The organism is Microbulbifer sp. TYP-18, from assembly GCF_040932045.1.
Taxonomy (GTDB): Bacteria; Pseudomonadota; Gammaproteobacteria; order Pseudomonadales; family Cellvibrionaceae; genus Microbulbifer.
In genome coordinates, this window is the sequence record NZ_JBFRBC010000028.1 from 1 (window position 1) to 14,924 (window position 14,924).

Genomic DNA, 14,924 nt, shown 5'->3' on the forward strand with positions numbered 1-14,924 from the left:
ATTATCGCATATGAGGAAACTACAGAAGATGCCAGCCCGGGTAGCGTCCTACTTCAGGCATCCCGCTATTGAATATGCGGCGTAAAGAACTATAAGCGTGCCGGGTTAATAATATAGAGATCATGGCCGCCGTAGCCGCAAATAAGCTTAACAGGTTGTTGAAGTTCGAAGAATTTCGACGCCTGATACCGGAATATGGATGTTCCGGCAAAATCGGCGACGCCTAAATCGTTGCTTTTGGGAGAAAAGTGAAAATCACATTTTTCGCTTGTCGTGTTTTGAAACAGGCAGTATGCCTTTTCCAACAACCTGTTGGGAGTCAGGCTGCACTTAACCGCGGGCGGGCAGCAGACGGCCGAGCAGAACCGGCAGTGCCGTCTCCACACGCAATATGCGGGGGCCCAGGTGAACGGCGCTGAAACCGGCTTCCGTCAGTTTTTCGACTTCGTAGGGAATAAATCCCCCCTCCGGGCCCACCGCTAAAGTGGTGGGCCCGGGCTTATCCACGGGGCAGGGTCGCGCGGCCACCGGATGGGCCACCAGCTTTTCCGTGGCGGCGGCAATCCCGGGCAATTCATCCTCCACAAATGGCTTGAAGCGCTTGCGGGTTTCTATATGGGGCATCTGTGTGTCCACTGCCTGCTCCAGGCCGAGCCGGCACTGCTCGCCTATCTTGTCGGCACTGAGCCAGGGCGTCTGCCAGTAGGATTTCTCCACCCGGTAGGCGTTGACCAGATAGAGCTTTTTGACCCCCATGGCGGTGACCTGCTGGAGTACCCGCTTGAGTACTTTTGGCCGCGGCAGGGCCAGTACCAGTGTCAGGGGTAGGGCAGCGGGGGGCGGTGTGTCGAGTGCCACCTTCAGTTCAAGGGTATCGGTGCCCAGTGAAACAACCTCACCGGTACCGATTTCTCCGCCTTCCAGGCCCACCCGCAACCGGTCGCCGGGGTTGGCGCGATGGACCTGCTGAATATGCTGCTGCCGGCGTCCCCGCAGGCAGACCCGGTCCGGGGCGATAAAGTCATCGGGTTGCAGAAGGATGAGGTTCAATTTGTCATACTCGCGAATGTGCAGGCGCCTATTATAGTGGCTGTTTGGCATTGATATTATTAGGGCCTGTTTACTTTAGCCCGGCAACTAAACAAGTTGCCGGGCTAATGCGGTACAAGGATGTACCGCCGCCGGGCGGAGGCCGGCGCAAGCCCTTGAAAAGCCAGCGATTCCGCGCAATTGCACAGATTTTCATGGGCGACAATCCAATTGATGAGGGATCATCTATTGGATTGCCAGATCAATAGCCCGGCAGTCGAGCTGGCTGTGCGGTGAAAAGCAGCTGGAGGGTTTCAGGTGGTGCGGACGACGGACGGGGCAAAGGGCTCATATGCGCGCGAGTGCGGGCGAATTTTTACTGATTTTTTGCGCCTTGGCTGCCACAGCTTCGGTGGGCCAGTGGCCCATATTGGCTATTTTCAGCGGGAGTTCGTGGAACGCCGGCGGCAGTTGAGCGACAAGGGTTTCGCCGGCCTGGTTGCCCTGTGTCACTTTTTGCCGGGCCCCTCCAGCTCGCAACTGGGTATGGCGCTGGGATATCAGCGGGCGGGAATTGCCGGCTCCCTGGCGGCCTTCGCAGGTTTTACCCTGCCGTCCGCGATACTGATGCTGGCGGCGGCCCTGTGGCTGATGCGCTGGCCGGAGAGCAGCTGGCTGGCAGGCGTTATGCACGGCCTGAAGGTGTTTGCGGTGGCGGTGGTGATGGATGCCCTGTGGCAGATGGGGCAAAAGCTGAGCCGGGGCCTGCCGCGCCTGGCGATTACGCTGTCGGTGGCAGCGCTGGTGCTCCTGTGGCGGTCGCCCTGGTCGCAGATAGTCGCGATAGCTGCGGCGGCGCTGTGCGGTGCTCTGTGGTTGCGCGGGAGGGTGCCGATGCCGTCCTCGGAGGTGCTGGCCCGGCCGGGCAGTGGCCGTTTGGCCAGTCTCGCTCTGATCCTGTTCGGGCTGTTGCTGCTCTCGGCGCTGCTGGGTTGGGGGCTGGTGGGAGGGGAACTGTTCGACAGCTTCTATCGCGCCGGTGCGCTGGTATTCGGCGGTGGCCATGTGGTGCTACCGCTGCTGGAACAGCAGCCGCTGGTGCATCAGCTACCCACCGAGGACTTTTTGTTTGGCTACAGTCTGGCCCAGGCAGTGCCCGGCCCCATGTTTACGCTGGCCACTTATTTGGGAACTCTACTCGGAATACAGGATGGCGCGCCTGTGGCTGGTGCGGTTGTGGCGACAATAGCTATTTTCCTGCCCGGGTGGCTGCTGTTGCTGGGGGTTATGCCGCACTGGGGGGCACTGCAGTCCTGGCGGCTGGCGGCAGCGGCGATCGCAGGGGTGGGCGCGGCGGCGGTGGGTCTGTTGCTGGCGGCGCTGATTAATCCGGTGTGGCCGGCAGCCATTCGCGGGGTGGAGGATCTGCTTTCGCTGGCGGTTTTCTTCGTTTGCCTCAAATGGCTGCGTCTGCCTCTGTGGCTGCTGGTGCCACTGGCCGCAGCAGTGGGCGCGCTACGGGTGTTGATCTGAGTAGACGCCGCAGCGATAACGGCAGAAAAAGGGGTCAGATTGTGGCGGTGGCCACGGCCCCTTTGCCGAGCCCTTCATAGGCGCGCACTGTAACTTCGCGTCCCGGTTCCTCGGTGGCGATCTGAGTGGCGATGTGCTGGGCCAGCTGTTCCACGGTGGTATCACAGTCCACCAGTTCGCAGCGGTCCGCTGGCAGGGCGAGAGAAAAATCACCCTGTCCGGCGCGGTAGGCGAACTGGAGCATTGTGCCACCGGTGTGTGGCAGCAGGTCTTCGCAGGTGCCCAAATAGATGTCGCGCCAGCGATCCGCCCAGCGCTTTTCCCAATCCCGGCGGCGCTGGCTGTCGATATAGACCTGGATGCGCGACCGGTGGCCGTGGGCGATGCGCTGGCAGTTGCCCCCGTGCTTTTTCAGTCCGTGGCTGTAGTGGTAATAGGCGTCGCTGATGTCTTCGCTGTTAAAACTCAGTTGCAGGCGTTCGACGCTGGTGGGAAAGGCGTCGGCCAGTTGCTGCACGCACCAGGCGGCGACACTGGACGCTTCGATTACAGCTGCATCCACCAGGGCAAACGCCTGCGGGGGACCGCTGACGGCGATATGGCCGCCGCTGTCAAGCTGCCACTGGAGGCTGACCTGCTGGGCCCGTTGTTCCAGTTGCAGGTGCGGGGAACCCAGGGGGACCAGCAGGCGGTGATCCAGCCGCTCGTCGAGCCAGTGGCGCAGGGTTTTCTTTACTATGCCGAAATCACACACCATGCCCTGCTGGTCCAGGGCGCCGTGAAGGGCGGTGTGCGCCAGCCAGGTTTCGCCGACCAAACCGCGCTGGTGATCAAGGTAGCTGAAATCCACATTGATCAGGTTGTCGACGAACAAGTGCATGGCGTGGCCTTTGTGAGGAAAACTGCGCGCGCATTATAGTCCAACAGGGCTGGAACTCGCGCCTTTGAATCTCTATAATCGCGCCCTCTTTGGCATCCACTCCAGAGAGGCCAAAGCGCGCAGTGGCGGCCCCTCCGGTCCCTTCGCAATGATCAGCTGTGAACCCCGCCAGGCCCGGAAGGGAGCAACGGTAGCAGTGATGTCATGTGCCGAAGGTGTGCTGGTTGGGCTGCCTCCATCTCCCCGCTGATACGATTCCCTCCTCTCTTTATTGAATGCCGCTTCAGCATCCCCGTCTTCACAGTCTGTTTGGGCGGTAGCGGGATTTTCCACCAAAATACCCAGGGCTGGGGGAATATTATATTGTTGTTCCCGGGCCTGCGGGCTCGCGGTCTCTTTGGCCGGCGCGGTTATGTTATAAACGGCTGCACCTTTGTCCGAATCCAAATAAATAATATAGAGGGGTCCGATGAGAAAAATTGCCCTAGTGATCGCAGCCGCCGCGGCATTCGCCGGTTGCGACAAGAAGCCGGCCGACGAGCCGGTCTCCCAGTCATCCGTGGAAGTCGTTGCGGCGGTGGATGAGACGGCGGGAGGCGAAGTCACCGCCGAGGACGCCAAGGCGTTTCTGCAGGATGCCCAGGGGCGCCTGGAGAAAATGGCCGAGGAATTGAGCCATGCCAGCTGGCTGGCGTCCACCTATATCAATACCGATTCCCAGTATGTGGAGGCACTGGCCTCGGAGCGCTTTACCACCATGGCGGTCGAGCTGGCCAACGAGGCGGCCAGGTTTGATGGATTGGACCTGGATGCGGAAACCCGCCGGCAGCTGACCATGTTAAAGCAGGGGCTGGTGCTGCCGGCGCCGAAGGACCCGCAACTGACCGCCGAGCTGGCGCAGATAGGCTCCAAACTGCAGGGTATGTACGGCGCCGGTAAATACTGCAGTGGCGAGGGTGACTCGGAAAAGTGTTACACATTGACGGAAATGGGACGCCTGATGGCGGAGAGTCGCGATCCGGAGCTGTTGAAGGAACTCTGGGTTGGCTGGCGGGAGGTCTCCCCGCCCATGAAGCCCCTCTACCAGCGCCAGGTGGAAATCGCCAATGCGGGCGCCCAGGAACTGGGTTACGACAATCTGAGCGAAATGTGGCGTTCCAAGTACGATATGGATCCGGACGCCTTTGCGGCGGATATGGATGTCCAGTGGAACAAGGTAAAGCCCTTGTATGAGGCTCTCCACTGCCATGTGCGCGCCAGGCTGAACGAGCGCTACGGGGACGAGGTGGTGCCCCCCAACGGCAAAATCCCCGCGCACCTGCTCGGCAATATGTGGGCCCAGGAGTGGGGCAACATCTACGACGTGGTCAAAGATGAGGATATGGAGGCTCCCTACGACCTCACCGAACTGGTGGTCGAGTCCGGTATGGACGAAAAGGACATGGTGAAGGTGGGTGAGCGCTTTTTCACCTCGCTGGGCTTCAAGCCGCTGCCGGAGACTTTTTGGCAGCGCTCCCAGTTCACCCAGCCCCGGGACCGGGACGTGGTTTGTCACGCCAGCGCCTGGAATATGGACGGGCAGGACGATATCCGCATCAAGATGTGTATCCAGAAAACCGCGGATGATTTCATCACCATCCACCACGAACTGGGGCACAATTTCTACCAGCGTATCTACAAGGACCAGCCTTTCCTCTACAAGGAAGGCGCTAATGACGGTTTCCACGAGGCGGTGGGCGATGCCATCGCGCTGTCCATCACACCCAAATACCTGCAGCAAATCGACCTGATGGACGATGAGCCGGACGAGAGCAAGGACATCGGTTTCCTGATGCGCCAGGCGCTGGATAAGATCGCGTTCCTGCCCTTTGGCCTGATGGTGGATAAATGGCGCTGGAAGGTCTTTTCCGGCGAGGTGGAGCCGGAGGACTACAACAAGGCGTGGTGGCAATTGCGGGAGGAGTACCAGGGTGTCGAGGCGCCGGTGCAACGCAGTGAAGCCGACTTTGATCCCGGAGCCAAGTATCATATTCCGGGCAATACCCCCTATGCGCGTTACTTCCTCGCGCGTATCCAGCAGTTCCAGTTCCACCGCGCCCTGTGCGACGCTGCCGGTGAAACCGGGCCCCTGCACCGCTGCTCCATTTACGGCAATGACGCCGCCGGGGAGAAGCTGCGGAATATGCTGGCCATGGGTGCCAGCAAGCCCTGGCCGGATGCGATGGAGGCTCTGACCGGTCAGCGCGAGCTGGACGCTTCCGCCATCATCGATTATTTCCAGCCGCTGATGGCCTACCTGGAAGAGCAGAACCAGGGCCGCCAGTGCGGCTGGGAGTAATGCCTGGCGGTGAGGAGCCGTTTGTCCCGTTTGGTGCTTCGAAAGGGCGTTGAGTTTCCGCGGGATGTAAAAAAGGTCGGCATAGCCGACCTTTTTTTATGCGGTTGCCAAATCGGCGGGTTTAAAACTTGTAGTTTACCGATCCGCCCAATAGCCAGGCTTCGGTGTTGGTGGTTTGACCGTCGAAGACGGTGGGCACCGGAATACTGGTAAATTCCTGTATGGTTTCGTCGTCGCCCCACAGGTAGGCGAGGCCGCCGTCGAAACTCCAGTGCTGGTCGTATTCATAGGTGCCGCCAAATGTAACCCACTGGCGGTCAGTGTCCGGAATAGCGAGGCTGCGCCAGGTGACAGGGAAGCCGGTTTCCGCGGTTTCCGCGCGGTTCAGGCCGTCCCGGGCTGCGCTTTCGTCGTAGGCGTAGCCGATCCGCCAGGTGACCTGGTCACAGGGATAGTATTCCGCCGCGATACTGTAGCGAAAACCGCTTTCAAAATTTTCCTCCCGAAATACCAGCGGGTTGAAGGGTTCGAAATCAGTGCCGGTACGGGCGGAGGGGACGAAAGCTTCCAGAGTCTCGAAGTCGTCCCAGTCAGTCCAGGTGAGCCCTGCGGCGAAGCCCCACTGGTCATTGAAGCGGTGGTAGAGACCCAGCTCCAGGGTATCCGGCAGGTCCAGGGGTGCGTTGGCACGGGCGTCGTCAAAAAGCGGCAGTGTCGGGATAACGGCGGTGGGCAGAAAATCCGAGCTCAAGTTGCCGGACAAATCCGGATCAATTTCAGCGTGGTAGGAAATGCCAAGCCGGGTGCGCTCGTCAATGTTCCACAGGGCGCCCAAGCTCCAGCTCACGTCCCAGTCGTCGGCATCATCGTAGCGGAGAATGGAGTCGTTGGATAAGGCCGGCACTATTGGGAAATTGGCCGGTACCTTGGTGGTGAGCTTGGCGTCGGCGTAAACAAAGTTTGCCGCCACTCCGACACTGAACTGCTCATTGAATTTGTAGGCCACCGAGGGGGCTATGTTCACCGTCAGCAGTTCGGATTTGTCGTTGATATTGGTCGCCAGCCAGCCGGAGGAGAAATCGGTCTCCAGGCCGTAGTTGGAAAACAGTGCCAGGCCAACGGACCAGCAGGGATCTATGGGTACGGCGATATAGCCGTTGGGAACGAAGGCGTCGGAGGCGTAGTCTTTGGCGGTGTCGAAAAAGGTCTGGCTGCCGAGGCCGCCGCTGCCGTCGGGAAATAAATAGGTGATATCCCCGGCGACGTCGATTTCCGGGTCGATATAGGTCAGGCCACCGGAAAGGGTGATGGTGTCGAACAGCGCCGAGCCCGCCGGGTTTCGCGCGAGGATGGAGGCGTTATCGCCAATGGTGTTTTCCGCGGCGAAGGCGCGCCCGAGGCCGACGCCACTTGTTTCCTGCAGATAAAAACCGGCAGCCATGCTGCCACTGGAAGCGGCGCTGATCGCGGCAGCCAGGGCCGCGCGGCTCACAAGATTCTTTTTCATGAGATCCCACTCTGTATTGCTGATTACCAATTGCACGACGGAGCGAAGTGGATGGACCCTGCACAGCTCAGAGAGCCATGCAAAAAGCTCTCATTTTTCGCAACTTATTCCCTGATGTGAGAAGTCTAGCAGCGCTAAAATTTTGCACATGAGGAAACAGGCGACTTTATAAAGAGTATCACCTGAAAAATCCATGACGTGACGTGATTTTTTTTATTGGTTACGAATCTGTAGGCGTGCTGTCGATGGGATCGAGGTTTTTTCCGTCGATGGTTATTTCGGTCAAGGCAATCTGGTAGCTTTTGCCATCCTCCTCCTGTTGCCAAAGCTTGACCAGGGCGTAATTCCAGGCCGGGGCAAACCAGATGACGGTTTCTCTTTCCGCATCGCCTTCGCGAAGGCGCTGTACCTTGATGGTCTCTACCTGGCCCATGGGGGTTTGCAGCGTCTCTGTGCCCACAACGGAAAACTTGTATGCGCGGATCTTTCTGCCATCGGCTACCCGGTACTCCAGCTTTTCTTTACCTGCTGCGATATCCAGAGCCAGTTGCAACTGATAGCTTAATTTGTCCTGAACATCCTGAGGCACTTCCTCCAGGGAGCGTTTGGGATTGGTGAGGTTGACCACCCGGCGCTGTTCGGCCTCGAAATTCAGCGCTATCTCCCGCCCTCTGCCGAGACCGGATTTCTTGTATTCGTAGTGCAACGGGCGGAGCTGGTCGCCGTGTAGGACGAAGCGGGAGTATTCATCGATGCCGGCGAAGATAGAGTCGGCATTGAAATCCAGGCGCCAGTGGTTGTCTTTGCCGGTGAGTTTCCGTGTTGCTTCCACCCCCAGCCCGTTGTAGCTGGCCTGGTAGACGGCGGTAAAGGGGCGCAGCTCCGCGCCCAGGGCGGGCAGGGCGGAGATGAACAGCAGTGCGGTGAGCAGGCGAAGCGGCATTTGACCTCCAGGTGTCTCTGCCCGGCGTGCGCCAAAGGCTGCGCGGCGGGACTAATCGTCGGCTCCGTTACAAAATGTGCAGCCAGTATTTTCTGTGACTCCCACCGGTGTCAAAAGTGCACTATTAGCCTCGCAACTCAATAAAGTGCCGGTCTAATAGTTTACGGACTGGCCGCCACCCAGGCGTTTGCCGCTGCGGGGCAGCGGTTCGCCGTCCAGTTGCGCACTGTCGCCAACCATACGCAGCCGGCCCTGGGCGAACCAGCGCACAGCCAGTGGATAGATGACATGTTCCTGTGCCTGAACGCGCTCGGCGAGGATTTCCGCTGTGTCGCCGGTGTTGATCGGCAGCGCTGCCTGCACTATACAGGGGCCGCCATCCAGCTCCTCGGTGACGAAATGCACCGTGGCTCCGTGTTCCCTGTCACCGGATGCCAATGCCCGCTGATGGGTGTGCAGCCCCGGATACCTGGGTAACAGAGACGGGTGGATATTCAGCAGCCGGCCCCGGTAGTGCTGGACAAAATCTGCACTGAGGATGCGCATAAAGCCCGCCAGTACCACCAGCTCCGGTGTGTGGCGGTCGATTTCCTGCATCAGTGCCCTGTCAAAGGCGCGGCGGTCGGCGAACTCGCGGTGGTCGATCTGCGCGGTGTCGACCCCCGCCTCGCGGGCGCGAACCAGGCCGAAGGCATCGGCTTTGTTGCTGACAACGGCACACACCTCATAGTCGGCCCCGTCGACAGCCGCCTGATCAATCAGTGACTGCAGGTTGGTGCCACTTCCGGAAATCAGAACCACCACCCTGCATTTTGCCGCCGCCATCAGAGCCCCGCCAGCGTCACGGCTTCGCCCCCGTCCCTGTCTTCCACAGCGCCCATGACAAAGGCTTCCTCACCCATTTCCCTCAGGGCGGTTAGGGCTTCATCGGCCTCATCGGCGGGAACGCAGATCACCATGCCCACACCGCAGTTGAAGGTACGGTACATTTCGCGCTGATCGATGTTGCCGGCCTCGCGCAACCAGCGGAACACCTCAGGGATGGTCCAGCTGTCGGTGTCTATATGCGCGCGGGCATTTTCGGGCAGAACCCGCGGCAGGTTTTCCAACAGGCCGCCGCCGGTAATATGGCTCAATGCGTTGAGCTGCACCTTTTTGCCCAGTTGCAGCAGGTTTTTTACATAGATTCGGGTCGGCGCCATCAGGGCTTCGGCGAGGGATTTACCGCCTATATCCTGTTGCAGGTCGGCGCCACTGATCTCCAGCACCTTGCGGATCAGTGAATAGCCGTTGGAGTGGGGACCACTGGAGGCGAGGCCGATCAGTTTGTCGCCGGTTTTTACCCGGCTGCCGTCGATAATCGCCGATTTCTCCACCACGCCGACGCAGAAGCCGGCCAGGTCATAGTCATCACCCTCGTACATGCCCGGCATCTCGGCGGTTTCCCCGCCCACCAGGGCGCAGCCGGCCATCTCGCACCCGCGGCCGATACCGGTCACCACCTGTGCCGCCACATCCACGTTGAGCTTGCCGGTGGCGTAGTAATCGAGAAAGAACAGGGGTTCCGCACCGGCAACCACCAGGTCATTGACACACATGGCCACCAGGTCAATGCCGATACTGTCGTGGATATCCAGGTCCATCGCCAGACGCAGTTTTGTCCCCACACCATCGGTGCCGGACACCAGGACCGGCTCCCGGTAACCGCTGGGCAGTTCGCACAGTGCGCCGAAACCGCCCAGACCGCCCAGTACCTCCGGGCGGTTGGTGCGCTTGGTGACATCCTTGATGCGTTCCACCAGGGCGTTGCCCGCGTCGATATCGACACCGGCGTCCTTGTAACTGAGGGGCTGAGGCTTGGAATCGCTCATGGTTGATCCTGCAGTGGGCACGGGAAAGGCGCGTATTCTAGTGGAAAACCCAGCGAATGTGCGAACTCGGGACTGGGAGAAAAAACCGACACTGATACAATAGACCGCTTCTGGTCCCGGCCCGCGCCCCTGGCGCTGCGTGAAGTATTCCGGTCCGGGCCGACGCGGACGCGATGTTGCGGAGAGACAACTGATGAATAAGCTGCTCAGGTGTGGGCTGGCGGTGAATATTTTGGTTTTGATGCTGCTGCCTGTGCTGCCCGCTCAGGCGCGGGTGATTGCCGACCTGTATCAGGTGGTGGAGGCGGTGCCCAGCAGGGGTGCCTCGGACCGGGCTGAAGCCAGCGCGCGCGGGCTGGCGCGGGTATTCGTGCGGGTGACCGGTGAGGCGGAAGTGGGCGCAAGCAGCCAGTTGCAACCGCTGCTGGCGCGCGCGCAACAGTATGTGCAGAGCTATCGCTACGAAGTGGAAGACAATCAGCTCTATGTGCATCTGTCCTTTGATCCCAGCGCAATCTCCACCCAGGTGCGCGAATTGCAACTGCCCACCTGGCCCAACAACCGCCCGGACACCCTGGTGTGGCTGGCGGTGGACACCATTCGCCAGGGCCGCAGTGCCCTGGGTGAACAGGATGCGCCGGAGCTGTATGCGGCACTGGAGGCGGCGGCGGTGGAGCGCGGGCTTCCGGTGGAGTTTCCCGCTATGGACCAGAGTGATCGGCGCAATCTGCCGGTCGGCAACCTGTGGGCACAGGATGAGCGGACGGCGCAGAGCGCCAGCCTGCGCTACGGATCCGATGCGACCCTGATGGGGCGCCTGCTGGAGGTTTCGGAGCAGCGCTGGCAGGGGGACTGGTTGCTGATTCACGGCGGCCGCAGCTATGCCTATGACACCCAGGGCGCATCCCTGGAGGAGGCGGCGCGACAGGGGATCGGCGGTGCCACCGACCTGCTGGCGGAGCGTTATGCGGTACAGACCGGGGGCGCCGGTCACAAGAGTGATGTGGTACTGGAGTTGTCCGGTGTGGACAGTTTTGCCAAGTACACGGCCGCCAGTGCCTATTTACAGGGGCTGGCCCAGGCCAGTAGCGCCGAATTGATTGCCGTTGACGGTGATCGCCTGCGTTTTGCCCTGACCGTTTCGGTCAGTATGAGGAGCCTGCGCGATGCGCTGGCGTTGAATCACAGGTTGACCGCCGAGGATGAGGCGGATCCCATAGACTTGGTCGGTTACCGGGCTCCCCTGGGCAGTAGCGAAAATCCGCTGCACTACCGCTGGCGATGAGACTGCTATGAAAGGCTGCGTGCCACAGCAGCTGACCCTGGGAGTATCTCTGCGGGATGACGCCACTTTTGACAATTTTTACCTGTCACCGGCGGATGAAAACCGCCAGATAGTCACGGCGTTGCGGCAGTTCGCCGGTGGCGAGTCCCCGGAGCAGGTGCTTTATTTGTGGGGCGAAGAGGGAAGTGGCGTCAGTCATCTGCTGCAATCGGTCTGCCAGCAGGCGGAATCCCTCCGGCGCAGTTTTCAATATCTACCGCTGGCCGAACTGCTTTCCCTGGACCCTGCGATTATTCTGGAGGGACTCGAACAGCTGGAGCTGGTGTGCTTCGATGACGTGCACCTGCTGGAGGCCCACCCCCACTGGCAGACGGCCATTTTCCATCTTTACAACCGGGTCCGGGATGCCGGAGCCCAGCTGTTGCTGGGGTCGCGCAAACCGCCCCGCGGCCTGGAACTCCAACTGGCGGATCTGCGTTCGCGGTTGCAGTGGGGCCTGGTTTTTCAGTTGCGCGCGCTGGACGATGGGGACAAGCTGGCCGCTCTGTGTGAGCGCAGCCGCCGACGGGGTTTCGATCTCCCTGAGGAAGTGGCGCAGTATATTCTCCACCGCGCGCCGCGCGACAGCCGCGCCCTGTTTGCCTGCCTGGAAAAGCTGGACAGGGCTTCCCTGATGGCCAAGCGCAAGATCACCATTCCCTTTGTCAAACAGGTGTTGAACATCTGATCGCAAACGGCCTTTGGCATGCCGGCGGTTGTTACAGCAGGCCTGTTGCCCTGCGGCCCGCTGCTCCGCGTAGCCTTCGCGACCTATATCGGAACCCCACATAGGAACCCCACTCCGGTCACGGCGGCCTGCCGATGGCGAATATATTTGGGTTGTGGTGGAAGTATTCCCGCGCATAGGCGAGTTCGCCCGGGGTTGCCGCATACAGGGTTGCCAGCGGCTGGCCGGGCGCCACCAGGTTTCCGGTTTTGACCCGCAGGTGCAGACCCGCCTCCGGCGATGAGGGGGCGCCGGCCAGCTTGGCCAGTCGTGCCAGGCGGCGGTTGTCCATGGAGATTAACTGCCCCTGGCACTGTGCCCGCAGTTCGGACTGGTGGGCGCCCTCGGCAAATTTTTTCAATCCTCCCTGGGCGGCGCAGATACTCTGAAACTGTTGCCATGCCAGACCCGAAGCCAGTATTTCCCGGGCCTGATCCCGCGCCTGTTCGTAGGGCGCTTCGCCGGCCATGGCCAGCAGTTGCGCGCTCAGGTAGAGGCTGCGTTCGCGCAGGTCCTCCGGCGCGTCCGGCTCGTTGCGCAGTACTGCGAGAATATCCCGCGCCTCCTGCACCGGCCCCACCCCGTAACCGATGGCCTGGCTGCCGTCGGTCAGGACACAGCGCAGCTTGATCTGCAGCGGTTCGGCGACTCGGTAAAACAGCGTCGCCAGTTGCTCCGCCTCCAGTTGATTGCGCAACTTGGCTGTCGGTCCCACGGGCATATCGATAAGGACGTGGGTCGATCCGGCGGCGACTTTCTTCGACAACACTGAGGCCACCAGTTGTCCGGGGCTGTCCAGGCTGAGGGCGCGCTCGATGCGAATCAGCAGGTCATCCGTGGGGCTGAGCCCCACCTCGCCGCCGGCGGCGAGGCAGGCGCCGGTCTCTGTGACGACGGCGCGCAACTGCTCCAGGGTGAGGTCCACTTGGGTGAGCACCTCCATGGTGTCCGCAGTACCGGCCGGCGAGGTAATTGCGCGGGAGGAGGTTTTTGGGATGGTGAGCCCGGCGGCGCTGGCAATGGCGACGACAATGGGGGTGGTGCGGTTGCCCGGCAGGCCGCCGATACAGTGTTTGTCGTAGATTTTGCGTCCTTCCGGCCAGTGCAGTCGGTTGCCGCAGTTCACCATGGCGTAGGTAAGCGCAGTGATTTCCGCCACTGACGGTTTGCCCGCCGCGTTGGCGGTGAGAAAACTGGAGATCTCTATGTCCGAGTAGAGCCGGTGTTTGATGTCGCGAATAATGCCGTTGATCTCTTCCGGGTCGAGTCGGTGGCCATAGATTTTTTTGTGCAGGGCGCTCAGCGAGGGGACCAGTGGCGCGTGGCTCACCTGTAGCCTCTGCCCCCGGCGCAGGCCCAGGTAGGCCCAGGCACTGTCGGAAAAGCCGATTTTGTCCGCAGCCAGTATCGCCGGGCTGACAGTGTTGAGGGTGGCGATCAGGCTCCTCTCTCCGGCCTGGATGCGCAGACGGGTATTGGCGGCGAAGCCCTCGGCACGGCAGATATCGCAGTCGCTGCTCAGATAGGCGATCGGCTCCTCGTGGGTGTCGATTCCCATCAGATGCGCGTGTAATTCCGATGTCGAAGTCATTGGCTACTGCCGGTTGCTTGTCGCTGCGGTGCCTCCGCTCCGGGATCCACCCCGCCGTGTTGGTCTGCTTGCAGGAGCTAAACTGTGATGCTGGAGACCCACTTTCCGTATAAGACTTTATAGGTCTTTTTATCCGGTGCCAGGCCCTAGTTATGCACAATTTCCGCCATATTTTGTTTGTCAGTCACGGCCTCGAAGATGAGAGCGACGGTTTGCAACAGGCACTGAGTGTCGCGCGGGCCTGTTCTGCCACGTTGAAGGTATTTGCAGTTTGTCCCCGCCTGCCGAAGGATTTGCGCGAATACGGCCAGGTTTACGAAAAGGGCCTGGTGTCCGCAGTACAGCAATCGCTCGCTAGCGCCTGCGAAAAACTTGGATTGGACGCCAATCAGCTGTCGGTGGAGATTGAGGTAAATTGCGGCAGCACACCGGCCGAGCGGATCATCCAGCAGGTCCTGGGTGATGGTTTTGATATGGTGGTGAAAAGTGTGGAGGGAAAGGAGCGGCTCAAAGGCTTCATGGCCATGGACATGGAGCTGTTGCGCAAGTGCCCCTGCCCCGTATGGCTGAGCCGTCCCAGCAAACACGCCAACAGAGAGGCCCGGGTGCTGGTGGCCATCGATCCCGAGTGCGAAAACAGCGACGCCTACGACCTTGCCATTCGCCTGCTGCGCCTGTCCCGGGCGCTCGCGGACGATGGCAGTGGCACCCTGCACATCGTTTCCTGTTGGGACTATGATGTCGACGCTTATCTCCGTCACAGATTCCCCATCGGTATCTCCGATGAGGAACTGGACAAGGCGGTGGAAGCCGCGGGGTCCCGGCACAGGGCAAAACTGGATGTGCTGATCAAGGCGTCAGGCATCGGCGGTGATCTGGAGATCCACCACACCATCGCGCGACCCGACCGTTTTATTCCGCTGTTGGTGGATGAGCGGCACTTCGATCTCCTGGTGATGGGCACTGTGGCGCGCACCGGTATCCCCGGTTTTATCATGGGAAATACGGCGGAAAATATTTTGCAGAAGGTCAGCTGTTCACTGCTGGCGTTGAAGCCGGTAAGTTTTGTTTCTCCGGTGGGGCATGAATGAGTGACGGCTGTGGGGGTGCTTGCGCGGCTGGGTCATTATTAACCCGGCAACTCAATAAGTTGCCGGGTTAATGTGCTACAAAGATGTGCC

The 14,924-nt window shown here is 60.5% G+C and carries 12 protein-coding genes and 1 other RNA gene; 6 read left to right on the forward strand and 7 right to left on the reverse strand.

Features of this window, described 5'->3' with window-relative positions; all coding sequences use genetic code 11:
- Window positions 1-330 precede the first annotated feature (330 nt).
- A complete protein-coding gene (locus ABVT36_RS16780) occupies window positions 331-1,050 on the reverse strand; it encodes a 16S rRNA (uracil(1498)-N(3))-methyltransferase (protein ID WP_368457574.1) in 720 nt (239 codons plus the stop codon).
- A 300-nt stretch (window positions 1,051-1,350) separates the two neighbouring features.
- Between ABVT36_RS16780 and chrA the strand changes: the two genes are divergently transcribed.
- Window positions 1,351-2,562, forward strand: a complete 1,212-nt coding sequence (chrA, locus tag ABVT36_RS16785) for a chromate efflux transporter (RefSeq protein WP_368457601.1) — start codon at window positions 1,351-1,353, stop codon at window positions 2,560-2,562.
- Window positions 2,563-2,596: 34 nt separating this feature from the next.
- Here the strand turns inward: chrA and ABVT36_RS16790 are convergent, their stop codons facing one another.
- Window positions 2,597-3,442 (reverse strand): 6-carboxytetrahydropterin synthase, encoded by an 846-nt coding sequence (locus tag ABVT36_RS16790; protein ID WP_368457575.1) that lies wholly within the window; start codon window positions 3,440-3,442, stop codon window positions 2,597-2,599.
- A gap of 132 nt (window positions 3,443-3,574) precedes the next feature.
- Here ABVT36_RS16790 and ffs point away from each other — a divergent pair.
- Window positions 3,575-3,671: signal recognition particle sRNA small type (gene ffs / locus ABVT36_RS16795), an RNA gene on the forward strand.
- Between the two features lie 240 nt (window positions 3,672-3,911).
- A complete protein-coding gene (locus ABVT36_RS16800) occupies window positions 3,912-5,780 on the forward strand; it encodes a M2 family metallopeptidase (RefSeq protein WP_368457576.1) in 1,869 nt (622 codons plus the stop codon).
- Between the two features lie 121 nt (window positions 5,781-5,901).
- Here ABVT36_RS16800 and ABVT36_RS16805 read toward each other — a convergent pair whose 3' ends face one another.
- From ABVT36_RS16805 to purM, 4 genes are all read right to left on the reverse strand, one after another.
- Window positions 5,902-7,287: an OmpP1/FadL family transporter gene (locus ABVT36_RS16805; RefSeq protein ID WP_368457577.1), complete on the reverse strand. Its 1,386-nt coding sequence runs from the start codon at window positions 7,285-7,287 to the stop codon at window positions 5,902-5,904.
- Window positions 7,288-7,507: 220 nt separating this feature from the next.
- Window positions 7,508-8,230, reverse strand: coding sequence for a DUF3108 domain-containing protein (locus tag ABVT36_RS16810; RefSeq protein WP_368457578.1), 723 nt, complete (start codon window positions 8,228-8,230; stop codon window positions 7,508-7,510).
- A gap of 153 nt (window positions 8,231-8,383) precedes the next feature.
- Complete coding sequence (gene purN / locus ABVT36_RS16815) at window positions 8,384-9,055, reverse strand: phosphoribosylglycinamide formyltransferase (RefSeq protein ID WP_368457579.1); 672 nt, start codon at window positions 9,053-9,055, stop codon at window positions 8,384-8,386.
- The gene (gene purM / locus ABVT36_RS16820; RefSeq protein ID WP_367149717.1) at window positions 9,055-10,101 is read right to left on the reverse strand and encodes a phosphoribosylformylglycinamidine cyclo-ligase; all 1,047 of its coding nucleotides are present in this window, start codon (window positions 10,099-10,101) and stop codon (window positions 9,055-9,057) included. The genes purN and purM overlap by 1 nt, the downstream gene beginning before the upstream one ends.
- Window positions 10,102-10,294: 193 nt before the next feature.
- Here purM and ABVT36_RS16825 point away from each other — a divergent pair, with 193 nt between their 5' ends.
- Together ABVT36_RS16825 and hda are read left to right on the forward strand one after the other, a co-directional pair.
- On the forward strand, window positions 10,295-11,386 hold the full coding sequence (locus ABVT36_RS16825; protein WP_368457580.1) for a DUF2066 domain-containing protein: 1,092 nt from the start codon (window positions 10,295-10,297) through the stop codon (window positions 11,384-11,386).
- Between the two features lie 7 nt (window positions 11,387-11,393).
- A complete protein-coding gene (gene hda / locus ABVT36_RS16830; protein ID WP_368457581.1) occupies window positions 11,394-12,113 on the forward strand; it encodes a DnaA regulatory inactivator Hda in 720 nt (239 codons plus the stop codon).
- Between the two features lie 118 nt (window positions 12,114-12,231).
- Here hda and ABVT36_RS16835 read toward each other — a convergent pair whose 3' ends face one another.
- Window positions 12,232-13,743, reverse strand: coding sequence for a thymidine phosphorylase family protein (locus ABVT36_RS16835; protein WP_368457582.1), 1,512 nt, complete (start codon window positions 13,741-13,743; stop codon window positions 12,232-12,234).
- A 152-nt stretch (window positions 13,744-13,895) separates the two neighbouring features.
- Between ABVT36_RS16835 and ABVT36_RS16840 the strand changes: the two genes are divergently transcribed.
- A complete protein-coding gene (locus ABVT36_RS16840) occupies window positions 13,896-14,834 on the forward strand; it encodes a universal stress protein (protein WP_368457583.1) in 939 nt (312 codons plus the stop codon).
- Window positions 14,835-14,924 lie beyond the last annotated feature (90 nt).

Coding starts and splice junctions, on each gene's coding strand:
- ABVT36_RS16790 (WP_368457575.1), bottom strand. CDS start 3,442: ATGCACTTGTTCGTCGACAACCTGATCAATGTGGATTTCAGCTACCTT.
- ABVT36_RS16800 (WP_368457576.1), top strand. CDS start 3,912: ATGAGAAAAATTGCCCTAGTGATCGCAGCCGCCGCGGCATTCGCCGGT.
- ABVT36_RS16805 (WP_368457577.1), bottom strand. CDS start 7,287: ATGAAAAAGAATCTTGTGAGCCGCGCGGCCCTGGCTGCCGCGATCAGC.
- ABVT36_RS16810 (WP_368457578.1), bottom strand. CDS start 8,230: ATGCCGCTTCGCCTGCTCACCGCACTGCTGTTCATCTCCGCCCTGCCC.
- purN (WP_368457579.1), bottom strand. CDS start 9,055: ATGGCGGCGGCAAAATGCAGGGTGGTGGTTCTGATTTCCGGAAGTGGC.
- purM (WP_367149717.1), bottom strand. CDS start 10,101: ATGAGCGATTCCAAGCCTCAGCCCCTCAGTTACAAGGACGCCGGTGTC.
- ABVT36_RS16825 (WP_368457580.1), top strand. CDS start 10,295: ATGAATAAGCTGCTCAGGTGTGGGCTGGCGGTGAATATTTTGGTTTTG.
- hda (WP_368457581.1), top strand. CDS start 11,394: ATGAAAGGCTGCGTGCCACAGCAGCTGACCCTGGGAGTATCTCTGCGG.
- ABVT36_RS16835 (WP_368457582.1), bottom strand. CDS start 13,743: ATGACTTCGACATCGGAATTACACGCGCATCTGATGGGAATCGACACC.
- ABVT36_RS16840 (WP_368457583.1), top strand. CDS start 13,896: ATGCACAATTTCCGCCATATTTTGTTTGTCAGTCACGGCCTCGAAGAT.